This is a genomic window from Bradyrhizobium sp. LA2.1, assembly GCF_040547725.1.
In the GTDB taxonomy this organism is placed as follows: domain Bacteria; phylum Pseudomonadota; class Alphaproteobacteria; order Rhizobiales; family Xanthobacteraceae; genus Bradyrhizobium; species Bradyrhizobium barranii.
Genome location: NZ_JBEPQI010000009.1, coordinates 94,362 through 109,041, shown reverse-complemented (window position 1 = coordinate 109,041; position 14,680 = coordinate 94,362). Strand labels below are relative to the sequence as shown.

14 protein-coding genes are annotated in these 14,680 nt (G+C 64.7%); 7 read left to right on the top strand and 7 right to left on the bottom strand.

Annotated elements, in window-relative coordinates; genetic code table 11:
- The first annotated feature begins 124 nt into the window (after nt 1-124).
- The gene (gene xth / locus ABIB95_RS19380) at nt 125-940 is read left to right on the top strand and encodes an exodeoxyribonuclease III (RefSeq protein WP_354241279.1); all 816 of its coding nucleotides are present in this window, start codon (nt 125-127) and stop codon (nt 938-940) included.
- A gap of 14 nt (nt 941-954) precedes the next feature.
- Here xth and ABIB95_RS19375 read toward each other — a convergent pair whose 3' ends face one another.
- Nucleotides 955-1,401: a cyclic nucleotide-binding domain-containing protein gene (locus ABIB95_RS19375; protein WP_135213958.1), complete on the bottom strand. Its 447-nt coding sequence runs from the start codon at nt 1,399-1,401 to the stop codon at nt 955-957.
- 59 nt (nt 1,402-1,460) lie between these two features.
- Nucleotides 1,461-2,147: a response regulator transcription factor gene (locus ABIB95_RS19370; protein ID WP_007598630.1), complete on the bottom strand. Its 687-nt coding sequence runs from the start codon at nt 2,145-2,147 to the stop codon at nt 1,461-1,463.
- A 204-nt stretch (nt 2,148-2,351) separates the two neighbouring features.
- Between ABIB95_RS19370 and ABIB95_RS19365 the strand changes: the two genes are divergently transcribed.
- Both ABIB95_RS19365 and ABIB95_RS19360 read left to right on the top strand, forming a co-directional pair.
- Nucleotides 2,352-2,921, top strand: coding sequence for a L,D-transpeptidase family protein (locus tag ABIB95_RS19365; RefSeq protein ID WP_354241539.1), 570 nt, complete (start codon nt 2,352-2,354; stop codon nt 2,919-2,921).
- Between the two features lie 6 nt (nt 2,922-2,927).
- Entirely contained in the window at nt 2,928-3,713 is a 786-nt protein-coding gene (locus ABIB95_RS19360; protein WP_354241277.1) for a 2-keto-4-pentenoate hydratase, read from the top strand.
- Between the two features lie 30 nt (nt 3,714-3,743).
- On the opposite strand, the gene ABIB95_RS19355 is transcribed toward ABIB95_RS19360, so the two are convergent.
- Nucleotides 3,744-4,433: a YggS family pyridoxal phosphate-dependent enzyme gene (locus tag ABIB95_RS19355; RefSeq protein ID WP_028150183.1), complete on the bottom strand. Its 690-nt coding sequence runs from the start codon at nt 4,431-4,433 to the stop codon at nt 3,744-3,746.
- Between the two features lie 109 nt (nt 4,434-4,542).
- Between ABIB95_RS19355 and ABIB95_RS19350 the strand changes: the two genes are divergently transcribed.
- The gene (locus ABIB95_RS19350) at nt 4,543-6,246 is read left to right on the top strand and encodes a diguanylate cyclase domain-containing protein (RefSeq protein ID WP_354241274.1); all 1,704 of its coding nucleotides are present in this window, start codon (nt 4,543-4,545) and stop codon (nt 6,244-6,246) included.
- Here ABIB95_RS19350 and ABIB95_RS19345 read toward each other — a convergent pair.
- Nucleotides 6,243-7,289 (bottom strand): GGDEF domain-containing protein, encoded by a 1,047-nt coding sequence (locus ABIB95_RS19345; RefSeq protein ID WP_354241272.1) that lies wholly within the window; start codon nt 7,287-7,289, stop codon nt 6,243-6,245. The genes ABIB95_RS19350 and ABIB95_RS19345 overlap by 4 nt on opposite strands.
- Nucleotides 7,290-7,480: 191 nt before the next feature.
- Here ABIB95_RS19345 and leuS point away from each other — a divergent pair, with 191 nt between their 5' ends.
- The 3 genes from leuS (at nt 7,481) to holA (ending at nt 11,782) form a co-directional block, all read left to right on the top strand.
- Complete coding sequence (leuS, locus tag ABIB95_RS19340; protein WP_354241270.1) at nt 7,481-10,105, top strand: leucine--tRNA ligase; 2,625 nt, start codon at nt 7,481-7,483, stop codon at nt 10,103-10,105.
- The gene (gene lptE, locus ABIB95_RS19335; RefSeq protein WP_354178747.1) at nt 10,092-10,643 is read left to right on the top strand and encodes an LPS assembly lipoprotein LptE; all 552 of its coding nucleotides are present in this window, start codon (nt 10,092-10,094) and stop codon (nt 10,641-10,643) included. Before leuS ends, lptE begins: the two co-directional genes overlap by 14 nt.
- Before the next feature lie 110 nt (nt 10,644-10,753).
- Entirely contained in the window at nt 10,754-11,782 is a 1,029-nt protein-coding gene (gene holA / locus ABIB95_RS19330) for a DNA polymerase III subunit delta (protein WP_071908756.1), read from the top strand.
- A gap of 214 nt (nt 11,783-11,996) precedes the next feature.
- On the opposite strand, the gene ABIB95_RS19325 is transcribed toward holA, so the two are convergent.
- From ABIB95_RS19325 to rsmG, 3 genes are all read right to left on the bottom strand, one after another.
- Nucleotides 11,997-12,884, bottom strand: a complete 888-nt coding sequence (locus ABIB95_RS19325; protein WP_354241268.1) for a ParB/RepB/Spo0J family partition protein — start codon at nt 12,882-12,884, stop codon at nt 11,997-11,999.
- Between the two features lie 137 nt (nt 12,885-13,021).
- A complete protein-coding gene (locus tag ABIB95_RS19320; RefSeq protein WP_063980282.1) occupies nt 13,022-13,876 on the bottom strand; it encodes a ParA family protein in 855 nt (284 codons plus the stop codon).
- A 30-nt stretch (nt 13,877-13,906) separates the two neighbouring features.
- The gene (rsmG, locus tag ABIB95_RS19315; protein WP_354241266.1) at nt 13,907-14,677 is read right to left on the bottom strand and encodes a 16S rRNA (guanine(527)-N(7))-methyltransferase RsmG; all 771 of its coding nucleotides are present in this window, start codon (nt 14,675-14,677) and stop codon (nt 13,907-13,909) included.
- Nucleotides 14,678-14,680: the final 3 nt, after the last annotated feature.

The window sequence follows — 14,680 nt, the reverse complement described above, 5'->3', positions numbered from 1 at the left end:
CGCGCTTCGCTTTGCCCACCCTACGAGGGCTCCCTACGAACCTTGCACCCAAACCCGAAAAGACGTGGGCACGGCGCTTTGCGCCTTTGCCCACCCTACGAGAGCTTGCTAAGACGCATCCCTCATGCGTCTTTCCCTGACAACCTGGAACATCAATTCGGTGCGGCTGCGCATCGACCTGGTCGCGAAGTTTCTCAAGAGCGCGCGGCCGGACGTGCTGTGCCTCCAGGAAACCAAGTGCATCGACGATGCCTTTCCGCTGAAGCGTTTCAAGCGGCTCGGCTATGAGCATGTCGCGCTGAACGGGCAGAAGGGCTATCACGGCGTCGCCATCGTCTCGAGGATCCCGTTCGACTCGAAAAACATCCGCACCTTCTGCGACAAGGTGGATTCGCGCCACATCTCGGTCTCGTTCGGCGAGAAAGCCAGCATCGCAAAGCCGTTGGTGCTGCATAATTTCTACGTGCCCGCCGGCGGCGACATTCCCGATCCCGCGCTGAACGAGAAATTCGACCACAAGCTTCGCTTCCTCGACGAGATGAAGGCCTGCGAGCCGCTGCATCCGCGCGGGGAGGATCGCCACATCCTGGTCGGCGATCTCAACGTCGCGCCGCACGAGAACGACGTGTGGTCGCACAAGCAGCTTCTGAAAGTGGTTTCGCATACACCTGTGGAGACCGAGAAGCTGCAAGCCGCGCTGGCAGCCGGTGAGTGGGTCGACGTCGCGCGCGAGCGTTTTCCGATGTCGGAGAAGGTCTATACGTGGTGGAGCTATCGCTCCGCCGACTGGACCGTCGGTGATCGCGGCCGCAGGCTCGACCACATCTGGGTCTCGCGCGCATTGAAGGACGCGGTCAGCGATTTCAAGATCCTGCGCGACGCGCGGAGCTGGGAGCGCCCGTCGGACCACGTGCCGGTGACGGTGACGCTGGAGGTTTGACGGCGCCGTCCGGGCTACGACGACGTCAGCTTCGCGCCCGCCATCAGGATATCGCTCGCGATCTGGCTGGAGCGCACCGCGAATTCGTCGCGGAGGCGAACGGCGGCCGCCGGGTCACTCTCGAGCACGCGTTGAAACAAGCTGCGCGCGACGCGGATGACGGAGGCGTGCTCCAGCGCGACCGCGCTCGACGGGCGCTTCATCGGCACCACCAGCGCGAGCTCGCCGATCAGCGCGCCGGGACCTGCGATCATCTCCGCGCCGGCGCCGTCGTCGACCCGAAAGGCGCCGCGTTGAACCACGTATCCGGCATCGGCTTCGTCGCCGAGATTGAACAGGACGTCGCCGCGGACGAAATTACGCTGCTCGGAGCCGATCGCCAGCATGCGCAACGACGCCTCTCCCAACAAGCGCAGTGTCGGGACACGCTCGAGAAGCGCTACGTCGTCGTCGATTGACATTCAGGTCCGGGGCTCAAAGGGCATGCGATCTAAAACGATTCGCACGCCCCTAAAGCGTATCACGGCACCAGCTTGTAGCCACCGGCTTCCGTGACCAGGATCTCCGGATTGGCGGCGTCCTTCTCGATCTTCTGGCGGAGGCGGTAGATGTGGGTTTCGAGCGTGTGGGTGGTGACGCCGGAATTATAGCCCCAGACCTCCTGGAGCAGGGTCTCACGCGAGACCGGCATCTGGCCGGCCCGGTAGAGGAAGCGGAGGATGGCGGTTTCCTTCTCGGTGAGCCGGACCTTGCGGGCATTGGCCGCGGTCAGCATCTTCGAGCCCGGGCGGAAGGAGTAGGGGCCGACCGAGAACACCGCGTCCTCGCTCGCCTCGTGCTGGCGGAGCTGGGCGCGGATGCGGGCCAGCAGCACGGCGAAACGGAAGGGTTTTGCGACGTAGTCGTTGGCGCCGGATTCCAGCCCCAAAATCGTGTCGGAATCGGTGTCATGCCCGGTGAGCATGATGATCGGAGCCTTGAAGCCGCCCTTGCGCAAGGAACGAACCACCTCGCGGCCATCGGTGTCGGGCAGGCCGACATCCATCAGGACCAGATCGGGGGCATTGGCCTTCGCGGCGCTTGCGCCCTTGGCGCCGGTATCGACGGCGGAGGCCTCAAATTCTTCGTGCAGCGATAATTGCTCCACCAACGTATCGCGCAGATCGGTATCGTCATCCACGATGAGGATCTTGCGGGCATTGGCCATAGGGGGTCATCCTTTTGGAGTCCGGCTCGGCGCGCATGCATGCTGCACCCAGCCGCGAGGGAAAGTTAGGGGGGTCGCCGTTATTATTGTTGTTCGTGTTGAAGTAGTGGGCTGTTACCGATTCACAAGCCAGAAGCACTCTAACTCAAAATCTCAGGCCGTTTTGATGAATGTCCTGTAATGAATTCGACATCGCACGTTCACATGAAAAACAAAGCGGATTCAGTTAGTTACCCAAATAATCGAAGCTCCGGACCGCTTCAAGCGATCCGCGTTAAACCTGCTGCCGGGAATCCGCGCCGGGGCTGGCTGACGGCCGGCGCGCTGACGATCCCGGTGGCGCTGGGGCGGGGCGGAATCCTGGCAAACAAGCGCGAGGGCGATGGCGGCACCCCGCGGGGCAGCTTCCGTCCCAGGCAATTATGGTGGCGGAGCGACCGCCACAGCCGTCCGCGGACCTTTCTTCCGGCCCGGACCATCGGCGACACGGACGCCTGGTGCGAGGACGCCGGAGATCGCCACTACAATCAGGCGATCCGGCTCGGACCGGAGCAGGGCGGTGACCGTCTCAAGCGGACCGACCATCTCTATGACTTCATCATCGAAATCGACCACAACACCAGACCGCGCATCGCCCGCCGCGGCAGTGCGGTGTTTTTGCATCTGGCGCGCGACAATTTCGGGCCGACCGCAGGCTGCGTCTCGATGACCAAAGCGGCGATGCTGCAATTGCTGCGGCGACTGGGACCAAGAACAAGAATCATCATCGGGTGAGGGCACATGCTCGACAAGGATCAGATCGCCGCCGCATCGCAGGTCCTGGTCAAACATTGGCGCGACGGCACCAAGTTTGACGCGCTGGAGCCGCGGTTGCGGCCGCAGAGCCGCGCTGATGGCTATGCCATCCAGGCCGTCCTCGAAAACCAATCGCTTGGAAAGCTGTTCGGTTGGAAGATCGCGGCGACAAGCGAGGCCGGACAGAAGCACATCAACGTCGCGGGCCCGCTGGCCGGCCGCATCATGAGCGACACCGTGATCGCCGACGGCGGCACCGCGTCGATGAAGGGCAACGAGATGCGCGTCGGCGAGCCGGAGTTCGCCTTCGTCATGGGCCGCGATCTGCCGCCGCGCGCGACGCCGTACAGTGTCGACGACGTGCTCGCCGCCGTCGACACCTTGCATCCCGCGATCGAGATTCCCGATTCGCGCTTTAGCGATTTCGCCAGCGCCGGCGAGGCGCAGCTGATCGCCGACAATGCCTGCGCACATCTGTTCGTGCTGGGCGCAGCGACGAGTGCGAACTGGCGCGCCATGGATCTCGTCGAGGAGCGGCCGCAGATCACGCTGCGCGGCCAGCGCTATCTCGGCCACGGCAAGAACGTGCTCGGCGACCCCCGTGTTGCCCTGGCCTGGCTCGCCAACGAGCTGCGCGGGCTCGGCATCACCTTGCGGGCAGGGGAGGTGGTGACGACAGGCACGTGCCATCCGCCGCTGCCGATCCAGGCCGGCGATCATTTCGCGGTGGATTTTGGTGTGCTGGGGCAGGTGTCGGTGGGGTTTGCGTAACCACCGCCGTCATTGCGAGCGCTGCCGGCGTCACCGGTGCCCGAAGATCGCGCTCCCGACGCGCACATGGGTGGCGCCGAGCATGATCGCGGTGGCGAAGTCCGCGCTCATGCCCATCGAGAGATTCTTCAATCCATTGCGCGCTGCGATCTTGGCGGTCAGCGCGAAATGCGCCGCCGGCGGCTCGTCGACCGGCGGGATGCACATCAGGCCGGAGATCGTCAGCCCATAGCTGTCGCGGCAGCTCGCGATGAAGGCATCGGCCTCGCCGGGAGCGATGCCGGCCTTCTGCGGCTCCTCGCCGATGTTGATCTGGACGAACAGCTCCGGGTGCCTGTTCTGGGATTCGATTTCCTTGGCTAACGCCTGGCAAATGCTCGGGCGGTCGACCGAATGGATGGCATCGAACAGCGCCACCGCCTCCTTCGCCTTGTTGGACTGCAGCGGCCCGATCAGATGCAGCGCGATGCCGGAATAAGCGGACGTTAACGCCGGCCACTTGCCCTTGGCCTCCTGCACCCGATTTTCGCCGAATACGCGCTGTCCGGCGTCGATGACCGGGATAATTGCATCCGCGGCGAAGGTCTTGGACACCGCGATCAGCGTCACGGAGGCACGATCGCGCCGCGCTTCCTTGCAGGCGCGGACAATTTCGGCTTCGACCGCAGCGAGCGCGTTTGGTGAATGGCCGGTTACCGGCGCGGCGTTGGTTTCGGTCATGACGTCGGTTCGGACTGGATTGTTGCGGAGCTAGTTCTAATTTTACCGAGTTCAAGAAAGAGTTTTTGAACCCTTCGCTTTACCTTGGCCGATGGGGTGGGCAGCGAAGATGGCAAACGTCAGTTTCAACCGCAAACGAGTGAAACTCAAGCAGGTTCTCGGAATCCGGGCACGGCTTGCGTTGCTCGCGGTGATTCTGGTGACGCCTTTGATGTTCGAGCGCATCCGTTCGCTCGAGGACACGCGCGCGCGGCAGATCGCGCAGGCCGCGACCGAATTCACCACCATTGCAAGACACAGCGCCGATGCGCAGCGCGAAGTGATCTCGTCGGTCGAAACCATCCTGAAATCTGAAGCCTTCATCCGCGCCTCCGCCGGCGGCATCAGCAAGAGCTGCGACGTGCTGCGCGCGAGCCTGCCGTCGAACCTTCCCTGGATCCGCACGCTGTTGATCGCCGGCCAGGACGGACGCATCCAGTGCGCCACCAACAACATGTATGTCGGCCTCGACCTCAGCGACCGGCCATACTTCCAGCAGGCGCAGGAAACCGGCCGCTTCGTGCTGAGCGACTTCATCCTGTCGCGGCCCGTGCCGTCGCCGACCGTCATGGCGGTTTATCCAGTGTCGGCCTTCAGCGGCGTGGCGGATGCCGTCGTGCTCGCCACCGTCAACCTCGACTGGATGTCGAAGGTCATGAGCAATCTCGGCGGCCGCGCCGGCATCACTGCCGTGCTGGTCGACAGCGCCGGCACCGTGCTCGCCGCGCCGGCTGACCAGCACAGCGCAATCGGCCGTCCGCTCGACAACATGCCGCTGATGTCGGCGATCGCCGACAGGGCGCTGCGTTCGGACCAGGACGAGGGCTCACTCTCTTTCCTCGCCGCCGACGGCTCCCGCCGCGCGGTGAGCTATATCCGCATCGCCGGCACCAATGCCCGCCTGATTGCCAGCATCGACGAGGACAAGGTGTCCGCGGCGGTCAGCCGCGACATCCGCACCGCCTATCTCCAGCTCGCGTTCGTCGTCCTGTTCGTCCTGCTCGGCGCGCTGATCGCTGCCGAGAAGCTCGTGATCAAGCCGATCGAGATGCTGGCCGACATGGCCAAACGCCTCGGCGAGGGCGACCTCTCGGCCCGCGCCGCGCGCAACCGTCTGCCGGCCGAGTTCGTGCCGCTGGCCCGCGCCTTCAACGCGATGGCCGCGCAGCTCAGCCAGCGCGAGCGCGAGCTGATCGCGAGCAACGACCGCCTCACCGTGATGGCCTCGATCGACATGCTGTCGGGGCTGGCCAATCGCCGCGGCTTCCAGAGCCGGCTCGACTTCGAATGGATGCGCGCGCAGCAATATGACAGCGAGCTTGCGCTGCTGATGATCGACGTCGATCACTTCAAGCTGTTCAACGACACCTATGGCCATCTCGAAGGCGATTCCTGCTTGACCCGGCTCGGCGAATCCTTGTCCGGCATCGCCGCCGACACGATGGGCTTTGCGGCCCGCTATGGCGGCGAGGAATTCTGCCTGCTGCTGCCGAACACCGACGTGAACCGCGCCGTCGAGATCGGCGAGCAGGTGCGCGCGGCCGTGCTGAAGCTGTGCCTGCCGCACATCACCTCCGCCCACATGATCGTCACCGTCTCGATCGGCGTTGCCGCAACGAAGCCGAACGAGACGCTGCGCCCCGGCGATCTCATCGAAGCCGCCGACGCCGCGCTCTACGCCGCAAAATACCGCGGCCGCAACAATGTCATGGAGCACGGCATCCAGGTGATCGAGAACGGCGCGGCCGCCATGATGCTGGCGGCGAGCGCCTAGCCTGCAGCCGCGGCGTGATCGAGTTCGACCTCCGTGACCACGCGATTGCGGCCGCCGCCCTTGGCGAGATAGAGCGCGCGGTCGCAGCGCTCGATCAGATCGGTGATCGCCTCGCCCGAACGATACTGCGCCACGCCGATCGACACGCTGATGTTGGGCAGGGTCTCCCCGGTCGAGCGGCGCGTGATCGTGCATTCGGCGATCGCGCGCCTGATGCGCTCGGCGATCTCGCCGCAAGTGGCGAGATCGGCATCCGGCAGCACGGCAATCAGCTCCTCGCCGCCATAGCGGGCCGACAGATCCTGCTCGCGAACTTTTTCGCGCAACACTTTCGCAATCAGGCGCAGCACCTGGTCGCCGACGCCATGGCCGAAATTGTCGTTGAAGGTCTTGAAGTGGTCGATGTCGAGCATCAGCACGCCGAGCGGCTCGCCCCAATCCGCGGTCGTCTGTGCCTTGCGCAGGAATTCATCGAGCGCCCGCCGGTTTGCCAGCCCCGTCAGCGTATCGGTCCGGGCGCGCTCTTCGGACTTGGAGAGCGAGTCGCGGATCACGTCGAGCTCGCGGGTCTTTTCCGCAAAGCCGGCCTCGAGCCGGGTCGCCCTCGTGGCGGCCCGCGCCAGCTCATTCATGAGCTGGGCGACCAGCGCCTTCGGATCGACACCGGCCCTGCCCCGATCAGCGACCTCGCTGATCGCCTGCATCTGGGAACGATTGTCGGCCATGGCCGTCGCCAGAAACTCCTTCGCCGCCCCCATGAGGGCATGCAGCCGATCGGACGTCTCGGAGGCGACGGCGCCCGCCCGGGGCGCGACATAGGTCTCGAACAGATCCTGGTTGGTCCTGGCGTCGAAGGGACGATTGTGGTCGATCAGGAGTTCGATGGCATTGCGCAGGTCGTCATGGCTGCCTGCGAAATAGTGGAACCAGACGGCAAAATTGGTCGGCGTCGGCGGAATCCGCTGCTCGGCCATGCTCCGCACCGCCCGTCCGGCGAGGGACGCGGCATAGTCGTAATCGAGATCGTCGAAGCCTGATTCCATCGCCTGGCGGGGTGCTGTCGGCGGCCAACCTCGCACCGACCCCTTAATCCGATCCCAATGGGCCGTCCGTACTTTAGCGGAGCAGCCTTGCGGGGGGCCGCCGCCAGCGGCAACCCATTGACCCCCTAAGGACTTCTATGGCCTAGTCCGCCGTCTTTAGACGGCCGAATCCACGAAAACCCAACGATTCCATGACCTCCGAACGCTACAACGCCCGCGACGCCGAACCGCGCTGGCAAGCCGCCTGGGACCAACAGGCGATCTTCGTCTCCAAGAACGACGATTCGCGGCCGAAATACTACGTGCTGGAGATGTTCCCCTACCCGTCCGGGCGCATCCATATCGGCCATGTCCGCAACTACACGCTCGGCGACGTGCTGGCCCGCTTCATGCGCGCCAAGGGGTTCAACGTCCTGCACCCGATGGGCTGGGACGCCTTCGGCCTGCCGGCCGAGAACGCCGCCATCGAGCGCAAGGTCGCGCCGAAGGCCTGGACCTACGACAACATCGCCGCGATGAAGAAGCAGCTCCGCTCGATCGGGCTGTCGCTGGACTGGTCGCGCGAATTCGCGACCTGCGACCCCAGCTACTACAAGCATCAGCAGAAGATGTTTTTGGACATGCTCGCCGCCGGCCTCGCCGAGCGTGAGAAGCGCAAGCTCAACTGGGATCCGGTCGACATGACCGTGCTCGCCAACGAGCAGGTGATCGACGGCCGCGGCTGGCGCTCGGGTGCCGTTGTCGAACAACGGGAAATGAGCCAGTGGGTCTTCAAGATCACGAAGTACTCGCAGGAGTTGCTGTCGGCGCTGGATGGGCTGGACCGCTGGCCCGACAAGGTGCGGCTGATGCAGCGCAACTGGATCGGGCGCTCCGAGGGACTGCTGGTCCGCTTCGCGCTGGATCAGGCGACGACGCCCGCCGGCGAGAGCGAGCTGAAGATCTTTACGACGCGCCCGGACACCCTGTTCGGCGCCAAATTCATGGCGATCTCGTCGGATCATCCGCTGGCTCAAGCAGCCGCCGCGAAGAACCCGAAGCTTGCCCAGTTCATCGCCGACATCAAGAAGATCGGCACCGCGCAAGAGATCATCGACACCGCGGAAAAGCAGGGTTTTGACACCGGCATCCGCGCGGTCCACCCGTTCGATCCGAGCTGGAAGCTGCCGGTCTATGTCGCCAACTTCGTGCTGATGGAATACGGCACGGGCGCGATCTTCGGCTGCCCCGCGCACGACCAGCGCGACCTCGACTTCGTCAACAAGTACAATCTCGGCAACATTCCGGTGGTGTGCCCCGAGGGCCAGGATCCGAAGACGTTCGTCATCACCGACACCGCCTATGACGGCGACGGCCGCATGATCAATTCTCGCTTCCTCGACGGCATGACCATCGAGCAGGCCAAGGACGAGGTCGCAAAGCGCCTGGAGGGCGAGCTGCGCGGCAACGCGCCGGTCGGCGAGCGTCAGGTCAATTTCCGCCTGCGCGACTGGGGTATTTCACGCCAGCGCTATTGGGGCTGCCCGATTCCCGTCATCCATTGCCCCAAATGCGATGTGGTGCCGGTGCCGGACGCCGACCTGCCGGTGACGCTGCCTGATGACGCGACCTTCGACAGACCGGGCAACGCGCTCGACCATCATCCGACCTGGAAGCACGTCACCTGCCCGAAATGCGGCGGCAAGGCCCAGCGCGAAACCGACACCATGGACACCTTCGTGGATTCGTCCTGGTATTTTGCGCGGTTCACCGATCCCTGGAACGAGAACGCGCCGACGACGCCAGCCGTCGCCAACCGGATGCTGCCGGTCGACCAGTATATCGGCGGTGTCGAGCACGCGATCCTGCATCTGCTCTACAGCCGCTTCTTCACCCGCGCGATGAAGGCGACCGGGCACATTGCGCTGGACGAGCCGTTCGCCGGCATGTTCACGCAGGGCATGGTGGTGCACGAGACCTACCAGAAGGCCGACGGCACCTATGTGCAGCCGGCCGAGGTGAAGGTCGAGGTCGGCGGCAACGGCCGGCGCGCGACGCTGCTCACGTCAGGCGAAGACATCCAGATCGGTCCGATCGAGAAGATGTCGAAGTCGAAGAAGAACACGGTCGACCCCGACGACATCATTGAGACCTACGGCGCCGACGTCGCCCGCTGGTTCATGCTGTCGGACTCCCCGCCCGACCGCGACGTGATCTGGAGCGACGAGCGCGTTCAGGGCGCCTCGCGCTTCGTGCAGCGGCTGTGGCGGCTGGTGAACGATGCAGTGGAGCTCGGCCAGGCCGCGCCGGCGGACCGTCCGGGCTCGTTCGGCCCGGATGCGACCACCTTGCGCAAGGCCGCCCATGGCGCGCTGGACAAGGTCACCACCGGCATCGAGCGGCTGCACTTCAACGTCTGCCTTGCCCATATCCGTGAATTCGCCAATGCGTTCTCCGAGGTGCTCCAGCGCCCCGGCCAGCCCACACCTGACCTCGCCTGGGCGGTCCGGGAGGCCAGCCAGATCCTGGTTCAGCTGTTCTCCCCGATGATGCCGCATCTGGCCGAGGAGTGTTGGCAGGTTCTGGGCCATAGCGGGCTGGTTTCCGAGGCCGATTGGCCCCAAATCGAACGCGATTTGCTGGTTGAAGACGCCGTGACCCTGGTGGTCCAGGTCAATGGCAAGAAGCGGGGTGAGGTCACAGTTGCAACAGTGGCCCAGAATCCGGAAATCGAGGCTGCCGTTTTGGCCCTCGATGCGGTAAAACTGGCCCTGGACGGCAAGCCCGTCCGCAAGGTGATCATCGTCCCCAAGAGGATCGTGAATGTTGTCGGCTAGGATCCGGATCGTTGCCCGCTTGCTGGCGGTCGCCGCATTGGCGGCGCTGACGGCTGGCTGCTTCCAGCCGATGTATGCCGAGCGTGGTGACGGCACCCCCGGCCTGCGCGAGAAGCTGATGGGGGTCGACCTTCCGCCGATCAACAAGGCCAATGCCTCCCGCGAGGCCCGTGTCGGCGTCGAGGTCCGCAACGCCCTGGCCTTCAAGCTCTACGGCACGGCCACGGGCATGCCGCCGACCCATCGCCTGGAGATTCGCTTCGCGAGCAGCAAAACGTCGCTGATCGTCGATCCCAATACCGGCCTGCCGAACAGTGAAAACTACGGCATCGACGCCCAGTACAATTTGATCGAGGTCGTCAGCGGCAAGTCGGTCATGACCGGCACGACGTTCGCGCGCGTGTCCTATGACATGCCCGGCTCCTACCAGCGCTTTGCCCGCAACCGGGCCCTTCGCGATGCCGAGGATCGTGCCGCCAACGAGATCGCCGAGAACATCAACACGCGCCTCGCCTCGTTCTTCATCGCCGGCACTTAAGTCATCCCCGTCATTCCGGAGCGCCCGCAGGGCGGATCCGGAATCCAGAGATTATTGATCGAGATTTCCGGGTTCGCGCTTCGCGCCCCCCGGAATGACAGTTGGGCCCGATGGTCGCGCTGCGCGGAAAAGAGATCGACGCCTTCCTCGCCCGTCCCGACGGGGGCCGACCGATCATCCTGCTCTACGGTCCCGATGCCGGCCTCGTGCGCGAGCGCGCCGATGCACTGATAGCCTCGGCCGTCGACGACCCCAACGATCCCTTCTCCCTCGTCAAGCTCGACGGCGACGAACTCTCCGCCGAGCCGTCGCGGCTCGTCGATGAAGCCATGACGGTGCCGTTGTTCGGCGGCCGCCGCGCCATCCGTGTCCGTGCTGGCTCGCGCAGCTTTGCCAGCGGTATCGATACGCTGGCGGAGATGGGCGTGAAGGATTGCCGGATCGTGATCGAGGCCGGCGAGCTGCGCCCGGAATCGCCCCTGCGCAAGGCCTGCGAGCGCGCCAAGACGGCCGTGGCGATCGGCTGCTATCCCGACACCGAGCGCGACCTTGCCAAGCTGATGGACGACGAGCTCCGCATCGCCAATCTGCGCATCGCGCAGGACGCCCGCGCGGCGCTGATGTCATTCCTCGGCGGCGACCGCCAGGCCTCGCGCAATGAGCTGCGCAAGCTGACGCTCTATGCGCATGGCAAAGGCGAGATCACGCTGGATGACGTGATGTCCGTCGTTGCCGATGCGTCCGAGCTGAAACTCGATCCCATCGTCGACGGCGCCTTCGCCGGCCGGCCCGACATCGTCGAGACCGAATTTGCAAAGGCCATGATCGCCGGCACCTATCCCGGCGTGATCATCTCCGCCGCGCAGCGCCAGGCCGCGTGGCTGCACAAATCTGCGCTCGCGATCGCCGACGGCCAGCCTGCCTCCGCCGTGCTCGAGGGCGGCTATCCGCGCCTGCATTTTTCGCGAAAGCCCGCGGTGGAAACGGCGCTGCGCAATTTCAGCGTGGCGCGGCTCGCCGCAATCATCGAGCAGCTCGCGACCGCCGCGCTCGACACCCGCAAGCAATCGACGCTAGCCGCCGCCATCGCCCAGCGCACGCTGATGGCCATCGCCGCGAATGCGAAGCGGCGGGGGTAAGGCCCCCCTCTCTCCGCGTCATTGCGAGGAGCGCAAGCGACGAAGCAATCCAGAGTCCCTCCGCGGAAAGATTCTGGATTGCTTCGCTTCGCTCGCAATGACGATGTGGAAACAGATGCGCTCGCAATGACGGAGCGAAGCGCCAACTCCTCATCCTGAGGAGCGCGCCGTTGCGCGCGTCTCCTCAGGGTGAGGGACAGACTGTGAATGACGTCTACAGCGCGCCCTTCGCCAGCCGCCTCATCACCTCGTCGAGCTGATCGAGGTTGCGGTAGTTGATCTGGACGGAGCCGCCGGGGTCGCGGTGATTGACCGTGACCTTGAGGCCAAGCGCATCGCTGACGCGCTTTTCGAGATCGATCGTGTCGGGGTCTTTTTCCTTCCCCCCGGTGCTGCGCGCCTTCTGCGGCTTGCGCTCCGGCACACCCTCTTCATGCGCGAGCGCCTCGGCCTGGCGGACGTTGAGGCCTTCCGCGACGATGCGCCTCGCTGAGGCGAGCGGATCGGGCACGCCGATCAGCGCGCGGGCGTGGCCGGCGGTAAGCTCGCCGCTCGTGATCAAGGCCTGCACTTCGGCCGGCAGTTTCGTCAGCCGCATCATGTTGGCGATGTGGCTGCGGCTCTTGCCGACGACCTTTGCGATGTCGTCCTGGCTGCGTTTGAACTCGTTGGCGAGCGCGTGATAGCCGAGCGCCTCTTCCATCGGGTTGAGGTCTTCGCGCTGCACGTTCTCGACGATCGCGAACTCCAGCGCATCGCTGTCGCTGATGTCGACCGGCACGATCGGCACTTCGTGCAGGCCGGCTATCTGCGACGCGCGCCAGCGCCGTTCGCCGGCGATGATCTCGAAGCGATCCTGCGCGCCCTTGACCGGACGCACGACGATCGGCTGGATCACGCCGTGCTGCTTGATCGAATCAGAGAGCTCCTTGAGCTCCGTTTCCGAAAAGGCGCGGCGCGGGTTGCGCGGATTGGGCTTGATGAATTCGATCGGCACCTTGCGCTGCGCGCGCGGACGATCGACATGCTGAGCCTCGCCGCCGACATCACCGATCAGACTCGCAAGACCCCGGCCCAGTCGCGAACGCGCTTCGTCGGCCATCGCCAGCTCCCTTGGATTCACGGTGCAACACTCCAGAACTGAATTATCGTAGGGTGGGCAAAGTGAAGCGTGCCCACCTGTTGTGTGCAGAAGATAGTGGGCACGGCGAAGACGCCTTTGCCCACCCTACGGCAGCGTCAATGCGTGGTGCGCAGCTCGCGCTCGCGCTGGATCACTTCGGTGGCGAGCCGCAGATACGCTTCGCTGCCGACGCATTTGAGATCATAGACCAGGACCGGCTTGCCGTAGGACGGCGCTTCCGAGATGCGCACGTTGCGCGGGATCATGGTCTTGTAGACCTTCTCGCCCATGAACTGACGGACGTCGGCGACGACCTGGTTCGAGAGGTTGTTGCGCGAGTCGAACATGGTCAGCACGATGCCGTGGATCGACAGGTTCGGATTGAGCGTCGAGCGCACCTGCTCCACCGTCTGGAGCAATTGCGACAGACCTTCGAGCGCGAAGAACTCGCACTGGAGCGGCACCAGGATCGCATCGGAGGCCGCCATCGCATTCACCGTGAGCAGGTTGAGCGAGGGCGGGCAGTCGATCAGCACATAGGTGTAATCGGCGTCCGGCGAGACGTTGTTGTTGAGCGCGCCGATGGCGTCGCGCAGCTTGAACGCGCGCCCGGGCGTGGTGCCGAGCTCGAGCTCGAGGCCGGAGAGGTCCATGGTCGAGGGTGCGATGTGCAGCCGCGGCACCGCGGTCGAGACCACCGCCTCGCGCAAGCTCGATTCGCCGATCAACACGTCATAGGTCGAGCAGGAGCGGTTGCGGCGATCGATGCCGAGGCCGGTCGAGGCGTTGCCCTGCGGATCGAGATCGACGATCAGGACGCGCTCGCCGATCGCAGCGAGTGCCGTGCCAAGATTGATCGCCGTGGTTGTTTTTCCCACGCCACCCTTCTGATTCGCCAGCGCCAGGATGCGCGGGTGGCCCTGCGGGACTTCGCCGGTCTGTTGCTGCTGCGGTTCGTCAATCACGCTCATCGCAAATTCCCCACTCGACCCCTGAACGCCTCAGCCGCGCTGCTCGACGGACGTCAGCTCGACGATCCAACCGTCGCCGGTACGGCTTTGGTGAAGCTGCGGCTGAATATTCCAATATTTAGCGGCTTCGGTCAATTCAGCCTCTACATCTTGACCCTTCGGAAACAGCGCTTTTGCACCCTGGCGCATCAGCGGCTCCGCAAAGCCGATGAGTTGATGTAGCGGAGCCAGCGCACGCGCGGTGACGCAATCCACGGGGCCGGTGATTCTATCCACATTATCCCCGATCTCCGCGAGATGTACGAGCCCCGGAGATGCGGTGACGCGAACTGCTTCGCGCAAAAAGGCTGCCTTCTTGGCGATTCGCTCGACGAGATGGACGCTGGCGCCCGGCGTTCCGGCCATGGCACAGGCGAGGACAATTCCGGGAAAGCCGCCGCCGCTGCCGAGGTCGGCCCAGCGCTTGGCCGAAGGGGCGAGATCGACGAGCTGGAGCGAGTCGGCGATGTGCCGGGTCCAGAGCTGCGGCAGGGTCGAGGGCGCGACCAGATTGGTCTTGGCCTGCCACTCGCGGAGCAGCGCGATGTAGCGGTCGAGTCGCTCCTCGGTTTCACGTGAAACGGGGGCGAGCCTGAGCGCCGCGAGCTTGTCCGCCGCGATGATGGAGTCCAGCGACCGATCGTTGGCGCTGGCCTTGTCGATCTTCGGTTTGATCGGCGTCGGCTCGGATCGACGGCTCGCGCCCTCACCTGCCGATGGTTTCCCTGATGACGATCTGCCGCCCGGCCCGCGCTGTTTCACGTG